Origin of the sequence: Vibrio coralliirubri, from assembly GCF_024347375.1 — a bacterium.
GTDB lineage: Bacteria > Pseudomonadota > Gammaproteobacteria > Enterobacterales > Vibrionaceae > Vibrio > Vibrio coralliirubri.
In genome coordinates this window covers 3,311,053-3,335,026 of the sequence record NZ_AP025470.1, presented here as the reverse complement: position 1 = coordinate 3,335,026, position 23,974 = coordinate 3,311,053, and the positions used below count along the sequence as shown (strand labels likewise).

Annotated in this window: 22 protein-coding genes; 18 read left to right on the top strand and 4 right to left on the bottom strand. The window is 43.0% G+C overall.

Translation table 11 applies throughout. The features are described from left to right. Nucleotides 1-109 precede the first annotated feature (109 nt). Together galU and OCV20_RS15050 are read right to left on the bottom strand one after the other, a co-directional pair. Nucleotides 110-982, bottom strand: coding sequence for a UTP--glucose-1-phosphate uridylyltransferase GalU (gene galU / locus OCV20_RS15055; protein ID WP_048618119.1), 873 nt, complete (start codon nucleotides 980-982; stop codon nucleotides 110-112). A gap of 157 nt (nucleotides 983-1,139) precedes the next feature. After that, complete coding sequence (locus OCV20_RS15050; RefSeq protein ID WP_029405754.1) at nucleotides 1,140-1,787, bottom strand: LuxR C-terminal-related transcriptional regulator; 648 nt, start codon at nucleotides 1,785-1,787, stop codon at nucleotides 1,140-1,142. Nucleotides 1,788-2,065: 278 nt separating this feature from the next. On the opposite strand from OCV20_RS15050, the gene OCV20_RS15045 reads away from it, so the two are divergent. Next, the gene (locus OCV20_RS15045) at nucleotides 2,066-2,623 is read left to right on the top strand and encodes a single-stranded DNA-binding protein (protein ID WP_017061342.1); all 558 of its coding nucleotides are present in this window, start codon (nucleotides 2,066-2,068) and stop codon (nucleotides 2,621-2,623) included. An 85-nt stretch (nucleotides 2,624-2,708) separates the two neighbouring features. Here the strand turns inward: OCV20_RS15045 and OCV20_RS15040 are convergent, their stop codons facing one another. Then, entirely contained in the window at nucleotides 2,709-3,551 is an 843-nt protein-coding gene (locus OCV20_RS15040; RefSeq protein WP_108721729.1) for an IS3 family transposase, read from the bottom strand. Beyond that, nucleotides 3,548-4,057, bottom strand: a complete 510-nt coding sequence (locus OCV20_RS15035; RefSeq protein WP_086774936.1) for a helix-turn-helix domain-containing protein — start codon at nucleotides 4,055-4,057, stop codon at nucleotides 3,548-3,550. The genes OCV20_RS15040 and OCV20_RS15035 overlap by 4 nt, the downstream gene beginning before the upstream one ends. Nucleotides 4,058-4,213: 156 nt before the next feature. On the opposite strand from OCV20_RS15035, the gene csrD reads away from it, so the two are divergent. The 17 genes from csrD to OCV20_RS14950 all read left to right on the top strand — a co-directional run bounded on the left by csrD (nucleotide 4,214) and on the right by OCV20_RS14950 (nucleotide 23,962). Continuing rightward, the gene (gene csrD / locus OCV20_RS15030; protein ID WP_050622244.1) at nucleotides 4,214-6,229 is read left to right on the top strand and encodes an RNase E specificity factor CsrD; all 2,016 of its coding nucleotides are present in this window, start codon (nucleotides 4,214-4,216) and stop codon (nucleotides 6,227-6,229) included. A gap of 2 nt (nucleotides 6,230-6,231) precedes the next feature. Then, complete coding sequence (locus OCV20_RS15025; protein WP_086773841.1) at nucleotides 6,232-7,674, top strand: MSHA biogenesis protein MshI; 1,443 nt, start codon at nucleotides 6,232-6,234, stop codon at nucleotides 7,672-7,674. After that, a complete protein-coding gene (pilO, locus tag OCV20_RS15020; protein ID WP_086773840.1) occupies nucleotides 7,674-8,321 on the top strand; it encodes a type 4a pilus biogenesis protein PilO in 648 nt (215 codons plus the stop codon). The genes OCV20_RS15025 and pilO overlap by 1 nt, the downstream gene beginning before the upstream one ends. Continuing rightward, nucleotides 8,314-8,646: an MSHA biogenesis protein MshK gene (locus OCV20_RS15015; RefSeq protein WP_086773839.1), complete on the top strand. Its 333-nt coding sequence runs from the start codon at nucleotides 8,314-8,316 to the stop codon at nucleotides 8,644-8,646. The genes pilO and OCV20_RS15015 overlap by 8 nt, the downstream gene beginning before the upstream one ends. 15 nt (nucleotides 8,647-8,661) lie before the next feature. Beyond that, on the top strand, nucleotides 8,662-10,305 hold the full coding sequence (gene mshL, locus OCV20_RS15010) for a pilus (MSHA type) biogenesis protein MshL (RefSeq protein WP_086773838.1): 1,644 nt from the start codon (nucleotides 8,662-8,664) through the stop codon (nucleotides 10,303-10,305). 53 nt (nucleotides 10,306-10,358) lie between these two features. Continuing rightward, nucleotides 10,359-11,198, top strand: a complete 840-nt coding sequence (locus OCV20_RS15005; protein ID WP_086773837.1) for an ExeA family protein — start codon at nucleotides 10,359-10,361, stop codon at nucleotides 11,196-11,198. Between the two features lie 2 nt (nucleotides 11,199-11,200). Continuing rightward, on the top strand, nucleotides 11,201-12,376 hold the full coding sequence (locus OCV20_RS15000; protein WP_086773836.1) for a tetratricopeptide repeat protein: 1,176 nt from the start codon (nucleotides 11,201-11,203) through the stop codon (nucleotides 12,374-12,376). Next, nucleotides 12,366-14,090 (top strand): MSHA fimbrial ATPase MshE, encoded by a 1,725-nt coding sequence (locus OCV20_RS14995; RefSeq protein ID WP_048614829.1) that lies wholly within the window; start codon nucleotides 12,366-12,368, stop codon nucleotides 14,088-14,090. The genes OCV20_RS15000 and OCV20_RS14995 overlap by 11 nt, the downstream gene beginning before the upstream one ends. Nucleotides 14,091-14,102: 12 nt before the next feature. After that, nucleotides 14,103-15,326, top strand: coding sequence for a type II secretion system F family protein (locus OCV20_RS14990; RefSeq protein WP_086773835.1), 1,224 nt, complete (start codon nucleotides 14,103-14,105; stop codon nucleotides 15,324-15,326). A 3-nt stretch (nucleotides 15,327-15,329) separates the two neighbouring features. Further along, nucleotides 15,330-15,785 carry an MSHA biogenesis protein MshF gene (locus tag OCV20_RS14985; RefSeq protein ID WP_086773834.1) on the top strand — a complete coding sequence of 152 codons (456 nt, stop codon included), beginning with the start codon at nucleotides 15,330-15,332 and terminating at the stop codon, nucleotides 15,783-15,785. Between the two features lie 79 nt (nucleotides 15,786-15,864). Then, nucleotides 15,865-16,440 carry a prepilin-type N-terminal cleavage/methylation domain-containing protein gene (locus tag OCV20_RS14980; RefSeq protein WP_086773833.1) on the top strand — a complete coding sequence of 192 codons (576 nt, stop codon included), beginning with the start codon at nucleotides 15,865-15,867 and terminating at the stop codon, nucleotides 16,438-16,440. A gap of 33 nt (nucleotides 16,441-16,473) precedes the next feature. Next, on the top strand, nucleotides 16,474-16,971 hold the full coding sequence (locus tag OCV20_RS14975) for a type II secretion system protein (protein WP_086773832.1): 498 nt from the start codon (nucleotides 16,474-16,476) through the stop codon (nucleotides 16,969-16,971). Between the two features lie 143 nt (nucleotides 16,972-17,114). Further along, nucleotides 17,115-17,606, top strand: a complete 492-nt coding sequence (locus OCV20_RS14970) for a prepilin-type N-terminal cleavage/methylation domain-containing protein (RefSeq protein ID WP_086773831.1) — start codon at nucleotides 17,115-17,117, stop codon at nucleotides 17,604-17,606. Next, on the top strand, nucleotides 17,603-18,172 hold the full coding sequence (locus tag OCV20_RS14965; protein WP_086773830.1) for a type IV pilus modification PilV family protein: 570 nt from the start codon (nucleotides 17,603-17,605) through the stop codon (nucleotides 18,170-18,172). The genes OCV20_RS14970 and OCV20_RS14965 overlap by 4 nt, the downstream gene beginning before the upstream one ends. Continuing rightward, nucleotides 18,172-18,912, top strand: a complete 741-nt coding sequence (locus OCV20_RS14960; RefSeq protein ID WP_086773829.1) for a prepilin-type N-terminal cleavage/methylation domain-containing protein — start codon at nucleotides 18,172-18,174, stop codon at nucleotides 18,910-18,912. Before OCV20_RS14965 ends, OCV20_RS14960 begins: the two co-directional genes overlap by 1 nt. Continuing rightward, complete coding sequence (locus OCV20_RS14955; protein ID WP_086773828.1) at nucleotides 18,902-19,330, top strand: MSHA biogenesis protein MshP; 429 nt, start codon at nucleotides 18,902-18,904, stop codon at nucleotides 19,328-19,330. The genes OCV20_RS14960 and OCV20_RS14955 overlap by 11 nt, the downstream gene beginning before the upstream one ends. A gap of 3 nt (nucleotides 19,331-19,333) precedes the next feature. Continuing rightward, nucleotides 19,334-23,962 carry a DUF6701 domain-containing protein gene (locus tag OCV20_RS14950; protein ID WP_238382720.1) on the top strand — a complete coding sequence of 1,543 codons (4,629 nt, stop codon included), beginning with the start codon at nucleotides 19,334-19,336 and terminating at the stop codon, nucleotides 23,960-23,962. The last annotated feature ends 12 nt before the right edge of the window (nucleotides 23,963-23,974 follow it).

The following is a 23,974-nucleotide window of genomic DNA, read 5'->3' as shown; positions in this document are numbered from 1 at the left end:
TAGAGTGAGATTTGTGCAAAGTTTTACTGGATAAAAAAACAGTAAACAAAAAGGGCAACTCAAAGAGTCGCCCTTCCTAAAATCAGTAACGTTAGTGATAAACCAGTCGTTATGCTTCTTTCTTGGTCGAGTGTTTACCTAGCTCGATTTGCTGCTGGTCTTTCTTGTATAGGTTCTCGAAGCAGTAGTTTGTTGCTTCGATATAGCCTTCAACACTACCACAGTCAAAACGCTGGCCTTTAAATTTGTAAGCCAATACACAGCCTGCTTTTGCCTGTTTTAATAGAGCATCAGTGATCTGTATTTCGCCGCCTTTACCAGGTTCAGTCTGCTCGATTAATTCAAAGATATCTGGAGTCAGAATATAACGACCGATGATCGCTAGGTTGCTTGGCGCAGTGCCTTGCTCTGGCTTTTCTACCATGTCATCAACACGGAAGAGGTCATCTTTGATCATTTCGCCAGAGATAACACCGTACTTATGAGTTTCTTCTTCAGGTACTTCTTGTACAGCAACAATAGAACAGCGGAACTGTTTGTATAGCGCAACCATCTGAGCCAGTACACCTTGTTGCTCGTTAACACAAAGGTCATCGGCAAGTACAACAGCGAACGGTTCATCACCCACAAGCTCGCGACCAGTCAAGATAGCATGACCAAGGCCTTTCATTTCACGTTGACGAATGTAAGTGAAGTTTGCCGCTTCAATCGTTTCACGGATATTAACCAATAGGTCTTCTTTATTGGTTCCGCTAATCTGGTGCTCAAGCTCGTAGTTCTTATCAAAGTGATCCATCAGTGAATGTTTACCACGGCCAGTAACGATACACATGCCGTCCATACCGGCTTCGATCGCTTCTTCAACACCGTATTCAATCAGAGGCTTGTTTACTACAGGCATCATTTCTTTAGGCATTGACTTAGTCGCAGGTAAAAAACGTGTACCGTAGCCAGCTGCCGGGAAAAGGCACTTTTTGATCATGATAAGACCCTTTATCTATAATAATTATTGATTCAACCTGAGTGGTCGATATTTCTGAGGGCAACTCTAGCACAAGTTATGTCGAAAATTCAGCAACAATAGCCATGGTTTTCTAGAGCTTCCCTCAAAATTATCGTTAGATTAAGAGGCGGATCGATTATGCAAGTAGGTTCTGGTTGGCCCACGCAATGGCTTGAACCCTATTTTTGACCGCTAACTTACGGAATATCTGATAAAGGTGAGATTTAACCGTGAACTCACTAATAAACAAGTCATCGGCGATTTGTGTGTTTGATGACCCTGACTGAAGACAGCGAATCACCTGAATCTCGCGAATGGTTAAATCAACATTGGTTGGTGTCGTGTTGGTATTGACCATATTACGATAATAAAACAGCAGTTGATTGGTTACCTTCCTTGGCAGCCAGTTCTCACCATCGATGACTTCTTGAAGACCACGAGCAATCTTGTCTTTTTGCTCGGTGTTGTAAAAGAGCCCTTTTAGTACACCATAGGTAAGAAGCTCAGATGTCGGAAGTTGTTGAGGGACATTGAATAAGATGATCTCATGGTTTTTCCACATAACAGTCAGGTTAGGACAAATAATCAGTAGCTGTGGCACCTCTCTGTAATCAACGAGCAAGATCCGGTTACTTTGCTTTCTATCAACTAGCATTAATTCGTCGGGCGTCATTTTGTAGAGAATAATAGATAAGTGCTTTTCTATCTCTTTTACATGTAGATAGGTGTCGTTTGGGTCGATGCACAGAAAATGCAAAGTGCGAGCGTATCGTGATTTTCTCATTGAAACGTCCTGTTTAAGGGGGATTAGATTCCACGTTGTCATGCAGGCTTTCGCTTCTCTAGCGCATTAATAGTGACTTGCGTTGAATATCAATTATCAAAGTAAATGAGTGGTTTGTAAGTGGAGAAAAAAGCAACATCGCTCTGAATATCATGATTTGTTACGTTTTTATTCTTTGTAGCGAGGAGAGAATAGGAATGCGATTTATCACTGCAGAAAAGCATGCTATTCTTGTGCGCTAAAATTTTCTGAGACTATGAATTTAGACGGAGCAAATCATGGCTAGCCGTGGAGTTAACAAAGTTATATTAGTGGGTAACCTAGGTAATGACCCTGAAATTCGTTACATGCCAAATGGCGGCGCAGTAGCGAACATTACCATTGCAACGTCAGAGTCATGGCGTGATAAAGCAACTGGCGAGCAGCGTGAAAAAACAGAATGGCACCGTGTTGCTCTGTTTGGCAAGTTAGCGGAAGTTGCTGGTGAGTACCTACGTAAAGGTTCTCAAGTTTACATTGAAGGTCAACTTCAAACTCGTAAATGGCAAGATCAAAGCGGTCAAGATCGTTACACAACAGAAGTTGTTGTTCAAGGCTTCAATGGTGTAATGCAAATGCTTGGCGGCCGTGCTCAAGGTGGTGCTCCTGCTCAAGGTGGCATGGGTAACAACCAGCAGCAAGGTGGTTGGGGTCAGCCACAACAGCCACAACAACAGCAGCAACAATACAGTGCTCCAGCTCAACAGCAGCCGAAAGCACCTCAACAAGCTCCTCAGCAGGCTCAACCTCAATATAATGAGCCGCCAATGGATTTTGATGATGACATCCCATTTTAAGCCCTGTTTTTAATATATTATAAAGACAGTATTAAATTGGAAAAAGCCGCGTTCTGAAGTGACCCCGTAAAGTTGGACATTTCTGTTAAGCGGCTTTCAAGGCCTGAGTTCGATATTCTATCGGAGTCAGGCCTTTTAGTTTCACTTTTATACGTTTGGTATTGTAGTACTCGATGTATTCTTTAATCTGCTCTATCAGAGCATCTGCATCTTCAAAGCTTTGGTTGTGATACATCTCGGTTTTGAGTAAAGCAAAAAAGTTTTCAGCAACAGCATTATCCAAGCAGTTACCTTTTCTCGACATGCTTTGCGTTAACCCACTCTCCGCTACCTTTTTCTGATACTGTCGATGGCGATATTGCCAACCTTGATCGCTATGTATAATTGGCTTTGAGTTGGGTTTAAGCGTTGATATAGCTTCCGTCAGCATATCTGTGACAAGCGGCAAGCAGGCATTTTTGGCCACTCTATAAGCAACCACCTCCTGAGTAAACAAGTCGACAACGGGAGATAAGTATACTTTCTGCTCTTTGACTTTGAACTCCGTGACATCAGTTACCCACTTTTCATCGGGTTGAGTCGCACTAAAATCTCTTTCAAGAACGTTGGGAGCAGCTTTTCCTGACTCTCCTCGGTATGAACGATACTTTTTAATCCTGACCGTCGATTTAAGGTTGAGCTGAGCCATAAGCCTTTGAACCGTTTTGTGATTAAGCACGAACCCCTGATTCTTTAGTTCCAAGTGAATACGGCGGTAGCCGTATCGCCCCTTATGTTCATGATAAATTGACTTTATCAACCGCAGCTCACGTTCGTAGCTATTTTGGCGCTTGCTCGTTTGAGCCTGATAATAAAAGACACTTTTTGCCAACTGTAGAGTGTGCAGTAAGTGCTTTAATGGGTACTTGCCTTTAAGAGTTAGAGCTATGACCGCTTTTTCTTTGTTCGACGGTTTTTTTTCTGCTCCAACTCTTCCAACTTTTTTAGAACGGCATTCTCGGTTCGTAAGTAGACCAACTCCTCTTTTAGCTCCTCAAGTGTCATTTCATTATCAGGCTTAGTGGTACGTTGAGGTTGCTGTTTCATTGAGGGTCTTCCTTTCTGGCGCATTTCGAGCCCCTTGATACCGAGCTCATTAAATCGTTTAAGCCAGACAGAGAGTATTCCAGGGGATGAGAGGTTTAATACAGCGCTAGTGTGCGTGAGAGACCATTCATTCGTCCACATTAAATTCAATGCTTTTCGTTTTGTTTGAGCAGTCGCGGCATGATTAGTTGGTAAAAATGAATCAGTACCATGGATGGCAAAGACTTGAGCCCAATACCGTATCTGCCTTGAAGAAATTGAATATTGTTTTGCTAAGTAGAGAGATGACGTGCCATCTAAGTATTGCTTAGCAATGATACATTTTAGCTCTCGGCTATATTTGGACATAAAAAGACCCCCAATAATTGGTGTCCAACTATTGGGGGTCAGTTCATTCATCGCGGCTTTTTGTTACCTACAATTCTTAACGCTTTATTTACAACGTCAATTTATAGTATAAGTAGCAATACGGTATAATGTGAGTTGAAAAGGATTTCGTTATTCATGAGATATACCCCGACACTAAAATTGAGCACTCGATTGGTCGCATTTGTCACCGTGATAGTGATCAGCGCGATGTTCATTCTTTTTATTGGTGGCACACTTTCCTTTAAGCGTATTGGACAGGAATATTTAGACCATTATTTGGTTGGCATTGTCGACGTTGTAGATAAAGAGATGGAAGACCCCGACGCCGCGTATTCAATGCAGCGTTGGATGCCTAAGATGTTGCAGGCGAGCAATATTGTTGAGATGAAACTCTCGAACAAGACAGGCATCGTTTATCGTTTCAAAGATACCTCCCCACAAATTGATCCTAATCGTCTTTATGAGAAAAGCTTCATTTTAGAGCGTAATGAAGGCTACCGAATCGAATTTAAAGCACTTCCTCCTTATATTGGCTACAACTACTCAATGGAAGCGATGTGGTCAATTACTTTGGCTGTCGCATTGGTTCTGTTCTGTCTTGCTCGCGGTGTTCGTTGGTTGAAAGAGCAACTCATGGGTTCTGAGATCTTGGAAGAGCGAGGAAGAATGATCTTGGCCGGTCAGGTTGAAGCGCATGCAAAGGGAGATGAGCGAGAGTGGCCTTATACCGCAAGTGAAGCCTTAGATGTCTTGATCGAGGAGCTGCAAGATGCTCGTCAAGAACGAAGTCGCTTTGATACCTTTATTCGTACCCATACCTTCCTAGATAAACTCACGGGAACGGCAAACCGAGTTTTATTCGATAATAAGCTGGAATCGGCACTGCATGAAAGTGGCGCACGAGGCGGTGTGTTACTGATACGTATCGACGAATGGGAGCAAGTTAGTGATGCTAACGACAAGCAAACCACCGACGGCTTTATTATTGAAGTCGGTGAAGTACTGTCGAATATCGTTCAGCGCTATCCCGATGTCATTTTTTCGCGCTATTACGAAGCGGACTTTGCTGTATTTATCCCTCATCAGGGCGCAAAAGATATTGCGACCTTGGCTGCTCAGTGTTTAAGGCAGTTAGATAAGCTAACCCCGCCAGAGCCTTTGGAGTCGGATAACTGGTGTCATATTGGCGTAACTATGTACACCGAAGGTGAGCGTCACAGCCAGATCATGGATGAAACGGAAACAGCATTAAAGAGTGCCCAGCTGGAGCGTATTAATAACTGGAGCCGTTACCCGAAAGAGAATAAGAATGAGCTTGATAGAGGCAGTGTTCGTTGGAGAACATTACTTGATAAAGCCCTGCTTCCTGAAAATTTAGTAATCTTTGCTCAGCGGTGTTATCTTATGCCGGAATCTGGTCAAGCTAATGAATTACATAGAGAAATATTCGCTAGAATTCAGGATCCTGATAAAGGTTTATTGAAATCGTCTCGATTTATGCCTGCGGTAGAGCAAGTGGGTTACCAAGCTCAAATGGACCAATCGGTTCTAAAGGTTGTGTTGAAATCGCTGAAAGAATCAACTCAACCGATTAACTATTCGGTGAACCTGAATGTGACTCCATTTGCTAATAAACAGCATTTTAAGTGGTTTAGGAGTGAGTTGTTACAGCTCTCTGCTCAGCACCGCTCTCAGCTTTCTTTTGAGTTTCCAGAAGGGCACTTGATTGCTCATCTTGATTATATGAGACCGGTGGCAAAGATGCTGCGGGGTTTAGGGTGTAAAGTTGTGGTCGGCCAAGCTGGGCGAACTATTGTGAGCACTCACTATATTAAGGACTTGAAGGTTAATTATATTAAGCTTCATCGAAGCCTAATAAAGAAAATCGATCAAAGGCATGAGAACCAACTGTTTGTTCGAAGCTTAATTGGGGCGTGCGGTGATTCTCCAACTCAAGTTATTGCTGTTGGAGTCGAGACAAAACAAGAAAAGAATACCTTGATAGAGTTAGGCATTAACGGCTATCAAGGGCGATATTTCGACGAAGAACAACAAATTATCCCTTTGCCTAATCAAGCAGAAAAGGCCGCGAAAGCGGAATCTGTTGTCAAAGTTGGACGAAGAAATCGATGGCGTAAGAGTAGTAGTTAAGAATGAATTTTAAAGCGATTTTAGACAAGATAAAGCCAACGAATAATAAAGGTAGCTCGCAAGTTGTCCTACTGGGCAATGATGCCATTTATATGTCATCGACAGAACAAGAGCCTCAAGTAGCCAGTATTCCCGTGGTTAATGGGGACTGGGAGAGTGCGCTAAAAAAATCGCTTAGCAGTGAGGCGTTTACCAGTAATAGCGTCCAACTGATTGTCTGTGCTAACTACTACCAAACCTACCAAATTGATAAACCGGACATTCCAGAGAGTGAATGGTCGGTAGCACTGCCTTTTTTACTCAAAGATCTAGTTTCAGAAAGAGTAACGGAAATTACCGCGAGTGCGGTCGCGTTACCAACGTCGAACAAGCTGCAAGTATATGTCCTGCCTAAAAAGCTGTTGGACAAGCTTTTGAATATCACTAATTCGGTTCAGGTTGAATTAATAGGTGTTGCTCCTGAAGATGAAATCTGGGGTTACAGTGCAGGCGAATTGTCTAATTTCATTCTTTTACAGCGCAGCGCCAATTCACACTTTAAGTTGGGTGCGTTTGTTGAAAATACCGTTTGTTTTCAAAGAACCATCCGCAGTGTTGTTCCACCTTTGACGGGGGTTGCGTCAAGTGCTCTGCAGTTGGATGGTCTCGCTTTAGAGCTTCAACGCTCGATTGATTACCTTTCTTCGCAAATTAAAGGCACCCAGCTTCACCAGCTGAAAATCTGTTGTGACGAAGAAGATGAAGCAGAGTTACAAAGTGCCTTAAACAGTACATTGAGCTCGACAGTTTCATTGTTGGTTGAAGGTGAGCGTGATAATTCAGAGAGTTTACTGGTTAAACTCGCAGCGGAAAAAGAGACGTTTAAGGTCAATCTTTACCCAGAGCACCTTAAGCCTAAAAAAGAATATTTTACGCTGACCAATGTTGTTGCGAGCTGGGGGGTAGTTTGTGTTTTGCTGCTTGGTGGTTACTTTGCGATGCAGTATCAAGTCTCTAATCTAGATAAAGAACTAACAGCTCTGCAACAAGACTCGAATCAACTTAACAAGCAAGTTAACCAATTGAATAGTAAGTTAACTCAGCATAAACCGTCTCCAGAGAAAGTCGCGGCTGTTGCGCGTCTCAAACGTGAGACTGAAGCTAAAAAAGAGGCTTTGAAGGCTGTCGGACAATACGACGAATCCCAACAAGTCGGGTATTCTGGCGTCATGAATTCCTTAGCTAAATTAGGCCGAAATGACATATCTCTTTCGCACATCTACATGACCCACGATACTTTAGATCTTAGTGGCTTGGCTCGTAACGCAAATGTCGTTCCGAACTGGATTGGTCAGTTCAAAAGTGAGCTTAATTTAGTTGGACGCACTTTTGAAAAACTAAAAATTGGTCGTAATGATCAGGATGTGGTGACGTTCGAGCTAAGTACTCGTCGGGAGAGTAAATAATGCAGCAGTGGAACCAGCTGAGCGATAAGTTTCTTGCATTAAGTCAAAGAGAAAAATGGCTACTTTTCGTGTGTGGTTTTGTTGGCCTATCGATGTTGTTGTTCACCTTATTGGTTGAGCCAGCGTATCTCGACCTACAAGCTAAAAATGCCAAGGCGACCAGCCTGACTCAATCGAATCAAAGGCAGCAAGGTGAGTTACTTGTTCTGCAAGCTAAGTTAAACAAAGACCCAGACAAAGAAATTAATCGAGAGTACAAAAAGCTGCTGGTGGAGAGCCAAGATCTCTCTCTTCAGCTTTCTCAGATTGTCGATGGTTTAATCACACCTTCTCAAATGTCGCAGTTACTGGAGAGCGTTCTTAACGCCGGTAATGGACTAAAGCTTGAATCGCTAGAGTCATTAAAACCAGAAGCGATTTCGAACAATAAAGAGACCAGCGAATATTCAGGCTACTTTCTTCACCCTGTAAGAATGGAGCTAACCGGCAGTTACTTTGATATCTCAGCTTACCTTCAAGCACTTGAGTCTCTACCTGTGAGTTACTACTGGCGCACATTTGAATACTCAGTAGAAGAATATCCCAAAGCTCGACTGGTGTTCGAGGTTTACACATTAGGTACTAGACAGGAGTTTATCGGTGGTTAGAACTCTTTTATTGTCCTTGCTATTTAGTAGCTCTTTTGTGTGGGCTGAGCAAGATCCCACGGCGCCATTAGGCTGGCTTTCACCTCAACAGAAAACGGCGCCTGCTAAGAAAGCACCAACTCGTTATCGCTTGCCTTCTTTAGAAAGCATCGTGTGTAAGGGAGATGCGCCTTGCTATGCGATTATGAATGGTCAGATTCTCGGACAAGGGGAAACGATCAGAGGGTACCGAGTTAAGAACATAGATCCAGAATACGTCACTCTGCAGAGAAGCTCTAAGCAGTGGAAATTAGAGATGTTCTCTTTAGATGTTAAGAATAATTAAGGTTAGAGTGAAGACATGCGTAAACTTGTAGTAGCAATCCTAGTGTCATCCTTAGTCGGCTGTTCGATGGGGCATAGAGATCCTGTTGAGATTAAAGAATCTTTAAACGAATCAATTAATGAAGCCAATAGCAGAGCGCTTCATGAGCTGCCTTCGTCGGTTCAAGATGACCTTATGCCTCAGCTTAATTCTGACTCTATGTCTCCGGGGATGGAAACGGTTAAACGTTTCCGTATTCAGGCAAAAGGCGTTGAAGCGAGAACCTTTTTTGCAAGCCTAGTGAAAGGTACGGAGTATAGTGCGGCTATTCACCCAAGTGTGTCTGGAAACCTTACGCTTAATCTAACTGACGTGACGTTAGATGAGGTACTGGCTGTTGCTCAAGATATGTATGGCTACGATATTGAAAAGCGTGGCAAAGTGATTCAAGTGTATCCTGCCGGTCTTCGCACCGTAACTATCCCTGTCGATTACTTACAAGTTAAGCGTTCTGGTCGCTCACTAACGACGATCACCACAGGCACGATCTCTAACTCAGATTCGAATTCATCGAGCTCTTCAAACTCGAATTCGAACTCAAACTCGTCAAATTCATCTAACTCTTCTAATTCATCAAACTCGACATCGAACGGTGGTACAGAGATTGAGACTACCTCTGAAAGTGATTTTTGGCCACAGCTTGAAGCGGCGGTTGCTCACTTAATTGGTTCGGGTGATGGGCAAAGCGTTGTCGTGACCCCGCAAGCGAGTGTGATTACAGTGCGTGCTTACCCGGATGAAATTCGTGAAGTTCGAGAGTTCTTAGGTATTTCTCAAAAACGCTTGCAGCGTCAAGTGATCCTAGAAGCAAAAATCATGGAAGTAACCTTGAGTGATGGTTACCAACAAGGTATTAGCTGGTCTAATTTATCTAAGTCGATTGGTAGTGGTGGTGTGGTTATCGACCGTCCTGCAAGTACATTACCTCCATTAGATGCGATTAGCTCTTTGTTAGGCGGACAAACCAACGTAACGATCTCTGATGGCAGTTTCGAAGCGGTATTGAGCTTTATGGATACTCAAGGTGATCTGAACGTCTTATCAAGCCCACGGGTCACAGCGGCAAACAACCAGAAAGCGGTTATCAAAGTGGGTACCGATGAGTACTACGTAACAGATTTATCAAGTTCGGTAGGCAGTGGTGACAACGCGAATGTGGCGCCTGAGGTTGAATTAACTCCGTTCTTCTCTGGTATCTCTTTAGACGTGACCCCTCAGATAGACGACAAAGGCAGTGTGTTTTTACATGTTCACCCAGCCGTTATTGAAGTAGAGGAAGAAGTGAAATCGCTCAACCTAGGTTCCACGACGGGCTTGGTGCAACTTCCTTTGGCGAAAAGCTCTATTCGTGAATCTGACTCAGTGATTCGAGCACGAGATGGCGATGTGGTGGTGATTGGTGGGTTAATGAAATCCAACACCAATGACGTAACCTCTAAAGTCCCATTCCTTGGTGATATCCCAGCACTTGGTCACTTGTTCCGTAATACCAATCAGTTAACGCAAAAAACTGAGCTTGTGATCTTGCTTAAGCCAACGATCGTGGGTGTGAATACTTGGCAAAATGAGTTGGAGCGTTCACGTGATCTTCTTCAACAGTGGTTCCCTGATGAAGAGTAATTGCTTACTTTCTCAATATAGAGTGGCAGTGTCTCACTAAGCTAGGTCGTCGTATGTATCAAGCTCACTTTGGTTTTGAACAACTGCCATTTACCTTAACGCCGAATACCGATTTCTTTTATGGTTTAGCGCCTCATTTCGAAGCGATTCAGACGGTAATCTCGGCGTTGGAAATGGGCGAGGGCGTGATTAAGGTGACCGGAGAGGTAGGCACTGGAAAAACCATGGTTTGCCGGATGTTGGTCAATCACCTACATGACTGTACAGCTCTGATCTACTTACCAAATCCTGTGTTATCAGGGGCTGACTTGCGCCAGGCGGTTGCAACAGAGCTTGGTTTAGCTGTCGATAATGAAGCAACCTTGGTTGATAACATTCAGCATAAGCTTATTAAATTGCACAATTCTGGTTTAAGAGTGGTGGCTATTCTTGATGAAGCTCAGGCTCTATCGGACGAAGCGCTCGAAACATTAAGGTTGTTTGGTAACCTTGAAACGGAAGATAAAAAACTGCTGCAGATTGTCTTATTAGGTCAGCCAGAATTGGATGCTCGATTAGAGGCTTACCACCTAAGGCAGTTTCGTCAAAGAATCACATTTAGTTCGACACTTAGACCGCTGACTCTCGATGAAACGGTGGCGTATATTGATAATCGAATCGCTAAATCTGGTGGCAGTCCTGAGTTATTCAGCTTGAATCAAAAAAAGGCGATCTGTCGTTCGTCGTTAGGTATCCCTAGATTGATAAACCAACTTTGCCATAAGGCTCTATTGCTTTCGTTCAGTGAAGATAAGAAAAGTATCGACAACCAACATCTGTTTTCAGCTATGCATGAAACGTACGATGTGTGTAAGCCTAAATTTAAAACGCCAATACTGTGGGGTTGGAATTAATTATGAGCGTCATTAACAACGCCTTGTCTGAATTGGCAAAGAAAAAATCAGCGACTTCGATTCAAGCGGCAGTCGTACCTAAAGTAAAAACGCGTTCCCCATTAGTTTGGGTTGTTGCAGGTTTTACTTTGAGCTTAGCGATGGGCGGTTGGGCGATATCGCAAGGCCCAGTGATTGAGCAGTCTATTGTTGAACAGTCAATCTCAACTCGAGATTTACAGGTTCAAGTCTCTGTCGTTGATGATTCAAATGGCATTCAGGAAGCCGCTCAACCTATCTCATCGCCAACTAAGAAATTGGTGACGCTAGACTCTGCGAACCTTTCAGCAGAAAACACCGTGATGGTAAAAAGCGTTAAATCTAAGCCTAGTGTTTCCGAATCAGTTGCTATGTCTGCCCCAAAAGCGACAAAACAACAAATACCAACTAAATCTCTAAGCGCGCCTAAAGCAACGAATACTGAAGCTCCCCTACCGATTTACGTTGCGAGTGTGGCCAAAAAAGATCCCACGACTATCTCTAATGAGCCTGTCGCCTCTGGTAGTTCAGAAAATAGCGGAATGTTGATCGAGCAGGTTGAGTTAACACCTGAACAGCTATCTGTGAATGCACAAGGTCGAGCTCAGAAAGCGCTGGATGCGAACGATCTTACTGGTGCGTTGAAAGGTTATACCGAAGCGCTGCGTTATACCCCAAGAAATGAAGATGTCCGTCAGAAACTTGCGATTCTCTATTTTGGTAAAGGCGATACTCGCAAAGCCTATGAGCTTTATCAGTCTGGTATCAAGCTCAACATCAACAGTGAAAAATTGCGATTAGGGTTATCTAAACTGCTGGTTAAAGCGAATCAATCAGAAGCGGCGCTGAGCCCTTTAGTACACATGCCTCCGCATCCAACTCAAGAGTATCTAGCAATGCGTGCGGCGTTGAGCCAAAAATCACAGCAAGAAGAAATCGCACTGGAGAGTTATCAAAAGTTGGTTGAAGTCGATTCAGATAACGCTCGCTGGTGGTTGGGCTTAGCGATTCAGCAAGAACGCCAGTTAGACTTCGCTGCAGCAAAACAATCATATCAAGGTGCGTTGACTAGAGTCGGTATCTCATCTCAATCACAAAGCTTTGTGCGTGACCGATTAAAAATACTCAATGCTTTAGAGGAGAGCGGCGATGCAAATTAGATTAAGAAAAAGACTTGGTGATTTGCTTGTCGAAGAAGGCATTATCACTGAGGCTCAAGTTGAACAAGCACTTGCCGCTCAGAAAAGTACTGGGCGTAAGCTGGGTGATGCGCTAATTGAGCTTGGCTTCTTGTCAGAACAACAAATGCTGAGCTTTCTATCGCAGCAGTTAGCGATTCCTCTTATTGATTTAAGCCGAGCCGTTGTCGATGTTGAAGCGGTTCAGCTTTTACCCGAAGTACATGCTCGTCGCCTTCGTGCGTTGGTTATTGGACGCCAAGGTGACACTTTGCGTGTTGCAATGAGTGACCCTGCTGATCTGTTTGCCCAAGAGTCTTTGCTTGGTCAGCTTGGCGATTACGCGCTGGAATTTGTTGTTGCTCAAGAGAGGCAATTGGTTGATGGCTTCGATCGCTATTATCGAAGAACCAAAGAGATTGCCTCGTTTGCTGAGCAACTTCACGCTGAACACCAAGTTAATGATGCCTTTGATTTCGATATCGCTGAAGAAGACAGTGATGAAGTTACCGTCGTTAAGCTGATCAACTCGCTATTTGAAGATGCCATTCAGGTTGGCGCTTCGGATATTCATATCGAGCCAGACTCAAACGTATTGCGTCTTCGTCAGCGTATTGATGGCGTGCTGCATGAAACATTGCTGAATGAAGTGAATATCGCTTCTGCACTTGTACTGCGCTTGAAGCTGATGGCAAACCTCGATATCTCAGAGAAACGTCTTCCTCAAGATGGCCGCTTTAATATCCGTGCTAAAGGTCAGTCGGTTGATATTCGTATGTCGACCATGCCAGTACAACACGGCGAATCTGTGGTTATGCGTCTTCTTAACCAATCAGCTGGCCTGCGTAAATTAGAAGAATCAGGCATACCGAGTGATCTGTTGGTTCGTCTTCGTCAACAGTTACGCCGTCCACATGGCATGATTTTGGTTACTGGTCCAACTGGTTCAGGTAAAACCACGACTTTGTATGGTGCGTTAAGCGAGCTAAACGAGCCGGGTAAAAAGATCATTACCGCGGAAGACCCGGTGGAATACCGCCTTCCTCGTGTGAACCAAGTTCAGGTTAACCCTAAGATCAACCTCGATTTCTCTACTATCTTGAGAACCTTTCTACGTCAGGACCCCGATATCATTCTTATCGGTGAGATGCGTGACCACGAAACCGTTGAGATTGGCTTGAGAGCTGCACTGACCGGTCACTTAGTATTAAGTACGCTGCATACCAATGATGCGGTAGACAGTGCGTTGCGTATGATGGATATGGGTGCTCCAGGTTACTTGGTTGCGAGCGCCGTTCGAGCAGTAGTCGCACAGCGATTAGTTCGCAAAGTGTGTACAGATTGTAAGGTTGAGGATGAGTTAGATGAACCTCGCAAGCAGTGGCTGAGCGTCCGTTTCCCTAACCAAGTAGGTGTGCCGTTTATGAAAGGCCGTGGTTGCCAGAACTGTAACTTAACCGGTTACCGCGGGCGAATTGGTGTATTTGAAATGTTGGAGCTAGAGCAAAACATGATGGATGCACTGAGAGCGAATGATGCGGTAGGTTTTGCTCAAACGGCGAGACAGTCTGAAAACTATAAACCGTTACTGGCTTCTGCGATGGAACTGGCTCTGCAAGGTGTAGTCAGTCTTGATGAGATAATGCATCTTGGCGAAGGCGATGCGTCCGGTGCCACTGACCCAATTTATCTGTAGGGGTGGAATGATATGCCAACGTATCGTTATGTAGGTCGCAGCTCTGATGGTAGTCAAGTAAGTGGGCAATTAGACGCGAATAACGAAGATATTGCTGCTGAAAGCTTGATGAGTAAAGGGATCATTCCAACCTCTATTAAACTGGGTAAAAGTGGTGGTTCAGTCTTAGATATGGATGTATCGAGTCTGTTCTCGCCGAATGTTCCGCTTGAAGTCTTAGTTCTGTTTTGTCGACAGTTATACAGCCTAACCAAAGCAGGTGTACCGCTACTAAGATCGATGAAAGGCCTAACTCAAAACTGTGAAAATAAGCAGTTGAAAGCCGCCTTAGAAGAAGTGGTTGCTGAGCTAACTAATGGTCGTGGGCTAGCGGCATCAATGCAGATGCACCCAAAGGTATTCAGTCCGTTGTTCGTTTCGATGATTGGTGTTGGTGAAAACACAGGTCGTCTAGATCAGGCGTTGCTGCAATTAGCTGGATACTACGAACAGGAAGTTGAGACTCGCAAACGAATTAAGACTGCGATGCGTTACCCAACATTCGTGATCAGTTTTATCTTGATCGCAATGTTCATTCTTAACATCAAGGTGATTCCACAGTTCTCAAGCATGTTTGCGCGCTTTGGTGTCGACCTGCCGCTGCCAACCCGTATCTTGATTGGTATGTCTGAGTTCTTTGTGAATTACTGGGGCTTAATGCTCGGCGTGATCTTTGGTCTTATCTTTGCTTTTAAAGCTTGGGTGAAGACAGACAAAGGGCTAGAAAAGTGGGATCGGTTACGCTTAAAGATGCCGGTCATTGGTGGAGTGGTGAATCGAGCACTGTTGTCACGCTTCTCACGTACTTTTGCTTTGATGCTTAAAGCGGGTGTTCCACTAAACCAGTCACTAGCGCTTTCGGCGGAAGCCTTAGATAACCGTTTTCTAGAGTTGCGAGTTCAAGCGATGAAGTCGGCGATTGAAGCCGGTAGTACGGTTTCATCGACCGCGATTAACAGCGAAATTTTCACACCGCTCGTGATACAAATGATTTCAGTTGGTGAAGAGACGGGCCGTATTGATGAGCTCTTACTTGAAGTGGCTGATTTTTATGACCGCGAAGTTGATTACGATCTGAAAACCCTAACCGCTAGAATTGAACCTATTTTGTTAACCATCGTTGCGGGCATGGTGCTGATTTTGGCACTAGGTATCTTCTTGCCGATGTGGGGAATGTTGGATGCAATCAAAGGCTAGGGAATGCTAAATAACCTACAACGCTCACGTTTTGTTATTTGGACTGTGGTTATTCTTTTTCTTATTGTCGGTGTGCTTTCTGCATTCAAAACGGTAGAAGAGGAAGCGACTAACACGGCATTTATCGTCGCGAGCAAGCGGATTTTAGAGCAAGCTAATTTGTTCAAACAGCAGTATTTGTTATCGGGGGCTGGGCAAGAAGAAGGCTCTGAACCCCCAAAGAACTATAGCAGAACTGGATGGGTAATGCCTATCCAAGGTACGGAGCGAGACTGTAACTATTGGCTGGATCAATTATATCCTCAAGGGAGCATTTTAGGGCTAAGCTCTCCAAGTGTTGAAGATAAAAGTGATAACATACACTTTCACTGTACTTATCATTATACTGATAAATATCAGATAGATATATTGCTCGAAAGAGAAAGGTTTAGTGTGAAAGCCAATATTTTGGCTTTGTGAAAATATTGACAGTTTTTTTATGGTTTTATACGAGCGCGAATGTATAATGCGCGTTAATAATTAGATGAGTAGGTAGAAAATGCTTAAGAATCAAAAGGGTTTCTCCCTTGTCGAATTAGTCATAGTGATCGTGGTCGTTGGTTTATTGGCGGTTGCAGCCCTACCTCGCTTCTTAGATGTGACAGATGAAGCCAAGAAATCAAGCATTGAAGGCGTTGCTGGTGGTTTTGCGACAGCAGTACTGTCGGCAAGAGCACAGTGGGAAGCAGAAGCTAGGCCATCAGAGAAGATAGGTGTTGAAACATACAATACTGTAAACTATGATGGTGTTGATTTTTGGTTAACAAGATCAAAGAACAGTAACAACGTCGAGACCGACTTTCGTGATGGCTATCCGTGGACTCTGAACAATAATTCGAGCACTGCTCCACAATATATTTCAGATGAAACATGTTCTGAGTTGATGGAAAACTTGCTGCAAAATCCACCTAAAGTAGGTGCGGTTTCAGATGTCGCTAATGACTCAAATTACAAATATTCAGCGCAAGCGAATTCAGGTGATGCAACCTGTACTTACGTTCAATTGGAAGGTAGTACAGAGCATGAATTTGTTTACGAAATTAAAACTGGTCGTGTGACCGTAACTTTGCAGTAAGTCTGCGTAAAATTAAACATAGAGAGCTTAACTATGAAAAGACAAGGCGGTTTCACCCTAATTGAACTAGTGGTTGTAATTGTTATTCTAGGTATTCTTGCTGTAACTGCGGCACCACGTTTCCTAAACCTGCAAGATGATGCGAAAGATGCAACGCTTCAAGGTTTAGCCGGTGCTATGCAAGGTGCATCAGGTATCATTTATGGTAAAGCAGCTATTGCAGGATTAGAGTCTACTTCTGGTGCTGTTAGTGCGGGTGCTGGCAATAATGACGTTAATACAATTAATGGTTACCCAGAAGCTACATCAAATGCAATTATGACTATTGTGCAAGGTGTTGGTGCTATTGATTCAGGTAGCGATTTTATCTTCAAAAGTACAACTGGAGCATCTCCAAACCGTTCAGTTTTCTTTGGTATTGAAAACTACACTAATGATTGTGTAATTTATACAGAAGTTGGCACTACTGGTGGTGAACCTGTAATTGGCGTTGTAGAAAATGCAACACAGTGTGCAGATCCAGCGAACTAATTGATTAAATTGTTTCTAAGGCCAGCACCTGCTGGCCTTTTTTCTATCTACTACACACAAATATCAAAACTATTCATATACATAAGATCGTCAGTTTCGTTATCTTGTATAATCAGTATTCGCTAGGCAGTTAGAGGCTCATTATGGATAACAGCCCCACATCCAAAGGCTTTACTCTGGTAGAGCTGATCATCGTTATCATTATTCTCGGTATTGTTTCCACCTTTGCCGCAAGTCGCTTCGTCGGTACCTCTAGCTATTCCACTTTTACTGCGCAAGAACAAACCATTTCCGTAATTCGCCAAATCCAAGTCAATCGAATGCAATCGAATGTTTCAGCTGCTAATGACAGTTTTCGCCTTGCTATTAATAGTGACTGCTTAGGCTCAGTCACGGCGTGCAGTTTAAATCTATCGAACAGCGCTCAAAAGTCACAAGCCGGTGTGCGTAGTGATTATGTGCGTATATCAGATATAACATTTTCTCCAGCGAATACTGTTATCGACTTTGATTTATTGGGTAACCCTTCAGTAAGTGCTGGAGTGGACATTACTATTAACTCAACCACTTCGAGCAATAGCGCCCAAGTCTGTATTAATTCTCAAGGTTATGTGCGTGAGGGAGCATGTCTATGATTCGCTCACGTGGTTTTACTCTGATTGAAAGCATTGTTGTGATTATCGTTTTGGGTATTGCGATGGTCACGATTACCAGTTTTTTAGCACCACAAGTGGCAAGTTCAGCAGACCCACAGTATCAAAACCGTTCCGTAGCCTTAGGTCAAAGTTTGATGAACCAAATATTGGCACGTGGTTTTGATGAACATAGTGATTTTGATGGTGGTCTGGTGCGTTGTGGTGATGCAGGTGCGACTGCTTGTTCAGCCCCTAATGAACTTGGCGTTGATGGCTCAGAAGCAACGCCTGCTGCTTTTAATGATGTCGATGATTATATTGGCTGTTGGTACACCGATACCACTGAATCAGCATGTGTATCACCTATTAAGTACCCACTTGCTAATATCCTAGATGAAAATATTGAAGGCAGTTATGCCAATTTTAGAGTTGAAGTCTCCGTATTTTACGATCAAAACATGGATGGTATTAACGATAGCGCTATTGGCACGATGAAGCGTGTTGAGTTACAGATCTTTGGTGGTAATAACCGTTATAGCGTGATCGCTTACAAGGGGAACTACTAATGAAGCAACGTGGTTTCACCTTAATTGAGATGATTGTAACGATTGTCGTCGTAGGTGTGATTGGCTTAGCGATCGCAGGCTTTGTTGAATACGGCATGAAAGGTTATGTCGACACTATCGATAGACAAAAGGTGCAAGTAAAAGGGCAGTTTGTTGTTGAGAAAATGTCGCGAGAAATCAGTCACGCGGTCCCTAACAGTTTTGATTCGAGTATTACTCCGGCTTCGGCTTTTGCTCAAAAATGTCTTACCTTCTACGCTATTAAGTACTCAGGCTTTTATCACCTTGATGAAGCGACAGATGAACTGAATTTTATTATTGGCCAAGACTCCCCAATTCTCGATGCAGATGATTTCCTTATTATCAATCCAACCACTTACTCGGAGTTGGTGGCTGGTTCAACTAAGCGAATTCCTGTGTCGGGCTTGGTTTCGACAGGTAATGTATTTACTGCTCCTTCTGTCAGTATTAGTAGCCACTCAATCGCTCAGCGCCACTATATCTATGATGAAAGTGCTTCTGTGAGTTACTGTTTGGTGAACGATACTATTCAAAATCAAGGTCTAATCCAGCGTAATGGAGTGACCGTTGCGGATAGCATCAATTATTCTGAAAGTAATTTTCGTTACGAAGAACCAAGTTTACAAAGAGGTGGTGTGATTCATATCGATCTTGTACTTGAGCAAAACAACGAAATCAGTGTTTACCAACAAGATGTGCAGGTACTTAATGCGCCATAGTAAATCATCCCAACAAGGCAGTGTTTTGGTTGTCGCAGTATTTGTTATTGTGGTGATGGGCTTCCTCGCGACTTCTTTGATGCAGGTCCAGTGGTCAAATCACGATACATTGACCCGCAAACAACTTGGAACACAGGCTTGGCTATTAGCACACTCCGCTAATGAGTGGGCACTCACCCAAGTTTACCCTTTGACTGTTTCACCTGCGGTTTCAACGAGTGTGAGCACTGTGTGTAGCAACTTAAACTCAAGTCAAGTGAGTAGTGGTATGTCGACCATCTGTACTGTAGATCAATTAACTTGTCGACAAATCGGCGTGTTAGATGGCGTTGGCTTTTTCAAAATAGAATCAACAGCTATCTGTGGTTCAGGTGTCAACCAAGTACAACGTATTCAAGAAGTTTGGGTGAAGGAGTAGTTGATGCATCGATTAAAGGCATATGTAGGAACAGGAAGCATTAGAGCTTTGGTTTTAGTATTACCCTTAATAATATTTTTATTTTCTTCATATTCGGTGTATGCAGGGACAACATATGTATTCCCGCATGATACTGGATATTGTCAGGGGAATTGGGTTGCGAATCAGAATCGTTGTAATGGCAAGATATATTTGGCCGAGGGTGACAGCATTGTCAACTCTACTGGGGCTCCTGTTACTATTACTTCAAATAGCGATATCCAAATAGAAGACAGCCAAATTGGTAGCTCAGACGCACCAATCAATTTTGTCGCAAATAAAGGGATAACCACTGACAAGGGGCAATCTGTAATTTATGGTAACTTAACTGCCAAGAACGATATTGTGCTCAAAGGTGCTGTGGTCTGTGATGGTCAAGTTGTATCTACACATGATGATGTGAAGTTGGAACCCGACTTTGGAGGGAGTTATATATTTTCATCTACTCGAGCAATTAAGGCTGATGATGACGCAATTGTAAAAGGCTCATCTATTTGTGGGCGAGTGGTTGCTGATGATAAAGAGTATGAGAGCTCTGATTTTTATTGTGGGATCGATGATGCTAACTGTAATTACTCAAATAGAAACTGTCCTGTGGATACTTATCAATCACTTTGTAACATTACTAATCCGCCTGAGTTAGAAGACGTATCCTATGAGTTTGGGTCTATTGAAGGGATGGATTGTACTCATGGTTGTAACTTGTTGTTCCAAAAACAATATGAGAATCCAATTGTATTTTTAATGTCGACTATCGATCCTGATGATATCGTGAATAGCGTACCAACAAAGGCTAGTGTTGCGACTATTTGGGATTCGAAGAAAGGTGCAACAATTGAGAGTGAATCGGCTGAGAGTTATAGCTCAACAGATCGAATGTCACCGATTTATTATTTTGTTACCGAACCCGGAAGGCTAACATTTTACGATCACAATGGTTCCAAGGTTTATGGTGAAGCTGGCAATATCATAACTTCTAAGGCTCAATGCAAAGGCAATGCTTGTGGCAGTTCTGATTGGGAAACCGTTTCATACCAGGGCGGTGATATTGCAAACCCCGTGATTATGGCTCAAGTTCAAGGTAAGGATCGAGACTGGGCGACGACTGCTATTTCTGGTTTAACTAACCAAAAATTCAAGCTTGCTTTAGAGCGTGGTCGACAAGGGCCAACTTCTTCAGCTAAGAAAATCGCTTATTTAGCTGTCCCTACTTTTTCAGGTCAGGACGAATCTAAATCATCAAAAATTGAGTTTTTTCAAGCTCCGGGTACTTACAACCAGAAAATCGAGATAGAACCAGATAAATCTATTGGTTGGTCATGCCTGAATAATGAAATATCACTACATCAAAGTTTTAATAAGTTTGGTGTTATTGCTAATAAGCAAACCCGAAATGGTGGTGATGGTGGTTGGTTACGGTATTGTAAGCAGTATGTGAGTGAAGGAGTGTCGCAATTTACATTCGCATTTGATGAGGATGCTACTTCTCTTAGTACTCGTAAACATGGTGCTTATGAATCAGTAGGCTATTTCGCATTTGAAATTCCCGAGGTCGAGATTCCGGTTAACGTGTGTAACTTGTTTCCGGAACCAATCCAAAGCTGGACTGGAGTGAATAGCGAACTTACTGTCACTAACAACTCGGTTCGTTTTTTGGGTTGGTCTGACGATTATATATCTCGATATCTAAATACTAAGTCTGATGACTACCAATTCTATGATGATTCCCCGAGTTTGCGTCATGCAATGCAGCAATACTTAATGTTAGGTTTCGATCATGCGAATTATGACACATTAGATAAAATATATAACAACCCTATTTGTGATGGGCAATACGGTTGCGATCTCGGAAACAATGATTCATTGAATAGTTTGCGTAAAGTCGACGGTGCAAATGTCGTTTCTGTGCCAACACAAACACCTAGTGATTCACTTATTTTAAACGCTGGTAATGACAACATAGCCCTTTCATGTGGCGCTGGTTCATCGTTATGTTCATATCAAGAAAGTGGGCGAAATGTTGAAGTTACTATAGAGAAAAACCTTGCTAGTTTGACGCTTAATAAGTGGGGTTCTGATTATAATGTTGTTCGAGTGAAGCTTAAGGACGGCATTTATATTTCAAACTTAAACATATCAAACGGTAGTGATGTTGAGTTAGTTATCCCTAAGCTATCTTCAGTAACATTTGGCTCGTTTAAATACAGCTCAGGATCGACTCAATTTATTTTTGAGTCAGGAAGTCAACTCAATGTCATTGATGAAATTCGGTTCTCAAATAGAGTTGAAATATCTTCGGAAGATGCCTATCCAATAATCTATGCACCAGATGCTAAAGTGATCTTTGAAGGAAGTAACTCGATATTTAAAGGGTTTATTCTTGCGGATTACCTTGAATTAAACCAATCCTCAGTCGAAGGTGCAGTAACGGCACGAACGACCCAATTTAACTCTAACGTAACTATTAATAAGCCTGACTACAGCTGTCCACTTCCTCCACTTCCAACTGGTTCTCTTGTCGTTACCCCAAAATATTCACATGTTTTAACCTGTGAGGTCGCAGAGGTCGAGTTTAAAGTTGTAGATGATGATGGCAACGTGATTAGCACTGTTCAAGATAACTTCACTGCATCACATACACCAAATTCTACTGGAAAGTGGTGTGAAGATGAGAATGGAACCAGTTGCTCTACATCTTCGGGAGATTACCAAAGTAACTTTGTAAATGGGCAAAAAACTTTGTACTTATCTTCATCTAAATTAGAGAGTTATAATGTCAGTGGTACTTGGAATGGTGATTTAGAAACGGCTGCATCAAAAATTAACTTTGTACCCTATAAGTTCGATGTTGATGAACAGTTTGTTGTGGCTGGTGATGACTATCTAGTGACGGCAAAGGTATCCTCTTGTAATTCACAAGATTCTTCTTTATCACAAGATTATGTAGGCACCCCTAAAGTTAGTTTAGGTATCGTTCAACCTGCGAACGGAAATAGTGCGAGAACCTTATTAGATTATACGCCTGATTTTGAGGTGAGTGATAACGGTGAAACAACCGACACACTTTCGATTCAAGAGTCAGGTCAGTTCAAAGTAACTCTGACCGACAGCACCTTTGATTGTAGTGAGATGTCGGGTTGCCCTGAGAGTGGTATTGATAAACTTTCTGGTAGCTTCTTAGTGAATTCTCGCCCTTGGCAATTTGCAATTTGTACGGATAACGACTCCGGTGGTAACAGCAGTGGTGGGAATGCGTTTGTTGCAGCGGGGGAAGAGTTTGACGTGTTTGCTAAACCAATTCGATTCTCGAGTAACGCTAACCCTTCGTGTAACAATAACTTAGTAACACAAAACTACTTGCTGTCCTCTGGTGCTGTTGTTGCAACTCATACTCTGGATACACCTAGTAATGGTGGTGCAGTACTGGGTAGCTTAGAACCAACTAATCAACTGAATCAATCGAGTTCTGATATAGCACTCGCTGATAAAGGATATAAATTCAAGAGATTAAATTACTCAGAAGTTGGCAGTATAAATTTTGAAGTGACTGAAGATTCGAGCAGCTTTTACGGCAAGATTCTTGGTGGATTCTCCGGAAATAAGAATATAGGTCGTTTTTATCCAGATTACTTCAAAATTACTGACACGGCTTGGACTGAACCAGACAACCAAGCTGGCTTTACTTATATGTCCCAAGACTTTAAAAAAGTTCAGTTTACAGTGACTGCTTACAATGCAAACACCCCTAGTTTGCCCACAGCTAATTATCAGTATTTTAATGCTAGCCTGAAAGCTGCATTTGATTTAACTGGGGCATACTCTGATAGGGTTAATATTCTTTCAAGTGCGCTCGGAAAGCTTCATTGGACTAGCGGTGCTGTTTGGGACGCTTCTTTTGATAATGCACAATGGCAACGTCTGAATTTCAATCAGCCTACGACAACAATCGATGGCCCATTTAATTCAACCGGTGATAATAGTATTGATACACAATTGAGTTTAACTATTACTGAAAGTGTTGATCCTACCAGGTTCAAAATGACTGGCAGTGATGTAGGAGCATTAGATCAGCTGTTGCTAGCACAACCAGATGTTCGCTATGGCCGAATGGCGCTAGATGATATTGGTGGCAATTCTGGTACTACTTTGACGATTCCACTGCGTGCTGAGTTCTGGGATGGCAGCGAGTTTGTTGTTAACGATGATGATAATCGCAGTACCTTCAATGGCTCAAATACTTGTAAACAAGTTATTTGGCATAGTGAAGGGGTGACAACAACATTAGCTTCACTGAGCGGTAATGGAAGTGTTGATGATGGCGAGGAAGACGTCACAGCAAACCAAAATACGCCAGTAGGAACAGATGCGCCACGTGAGCAAGTTCGTCTGTGGTTGAGAATGGATGCCTCTGAGCCTGATAGCGATGGCGGAAATAACATCTCATGTAGTGGTGGTGGTCAAGATCAACCATGGCTACGTTACAACTGGCGCCAACTAGGTGATGAAGATCCCTCCACCGTCGTCACATTTGGCATCTACCGTGGTAACGATCGTGTGATCTACCGAGGTGAAAGTGGCTTAACAGGTCAGTAATAATATAATTTT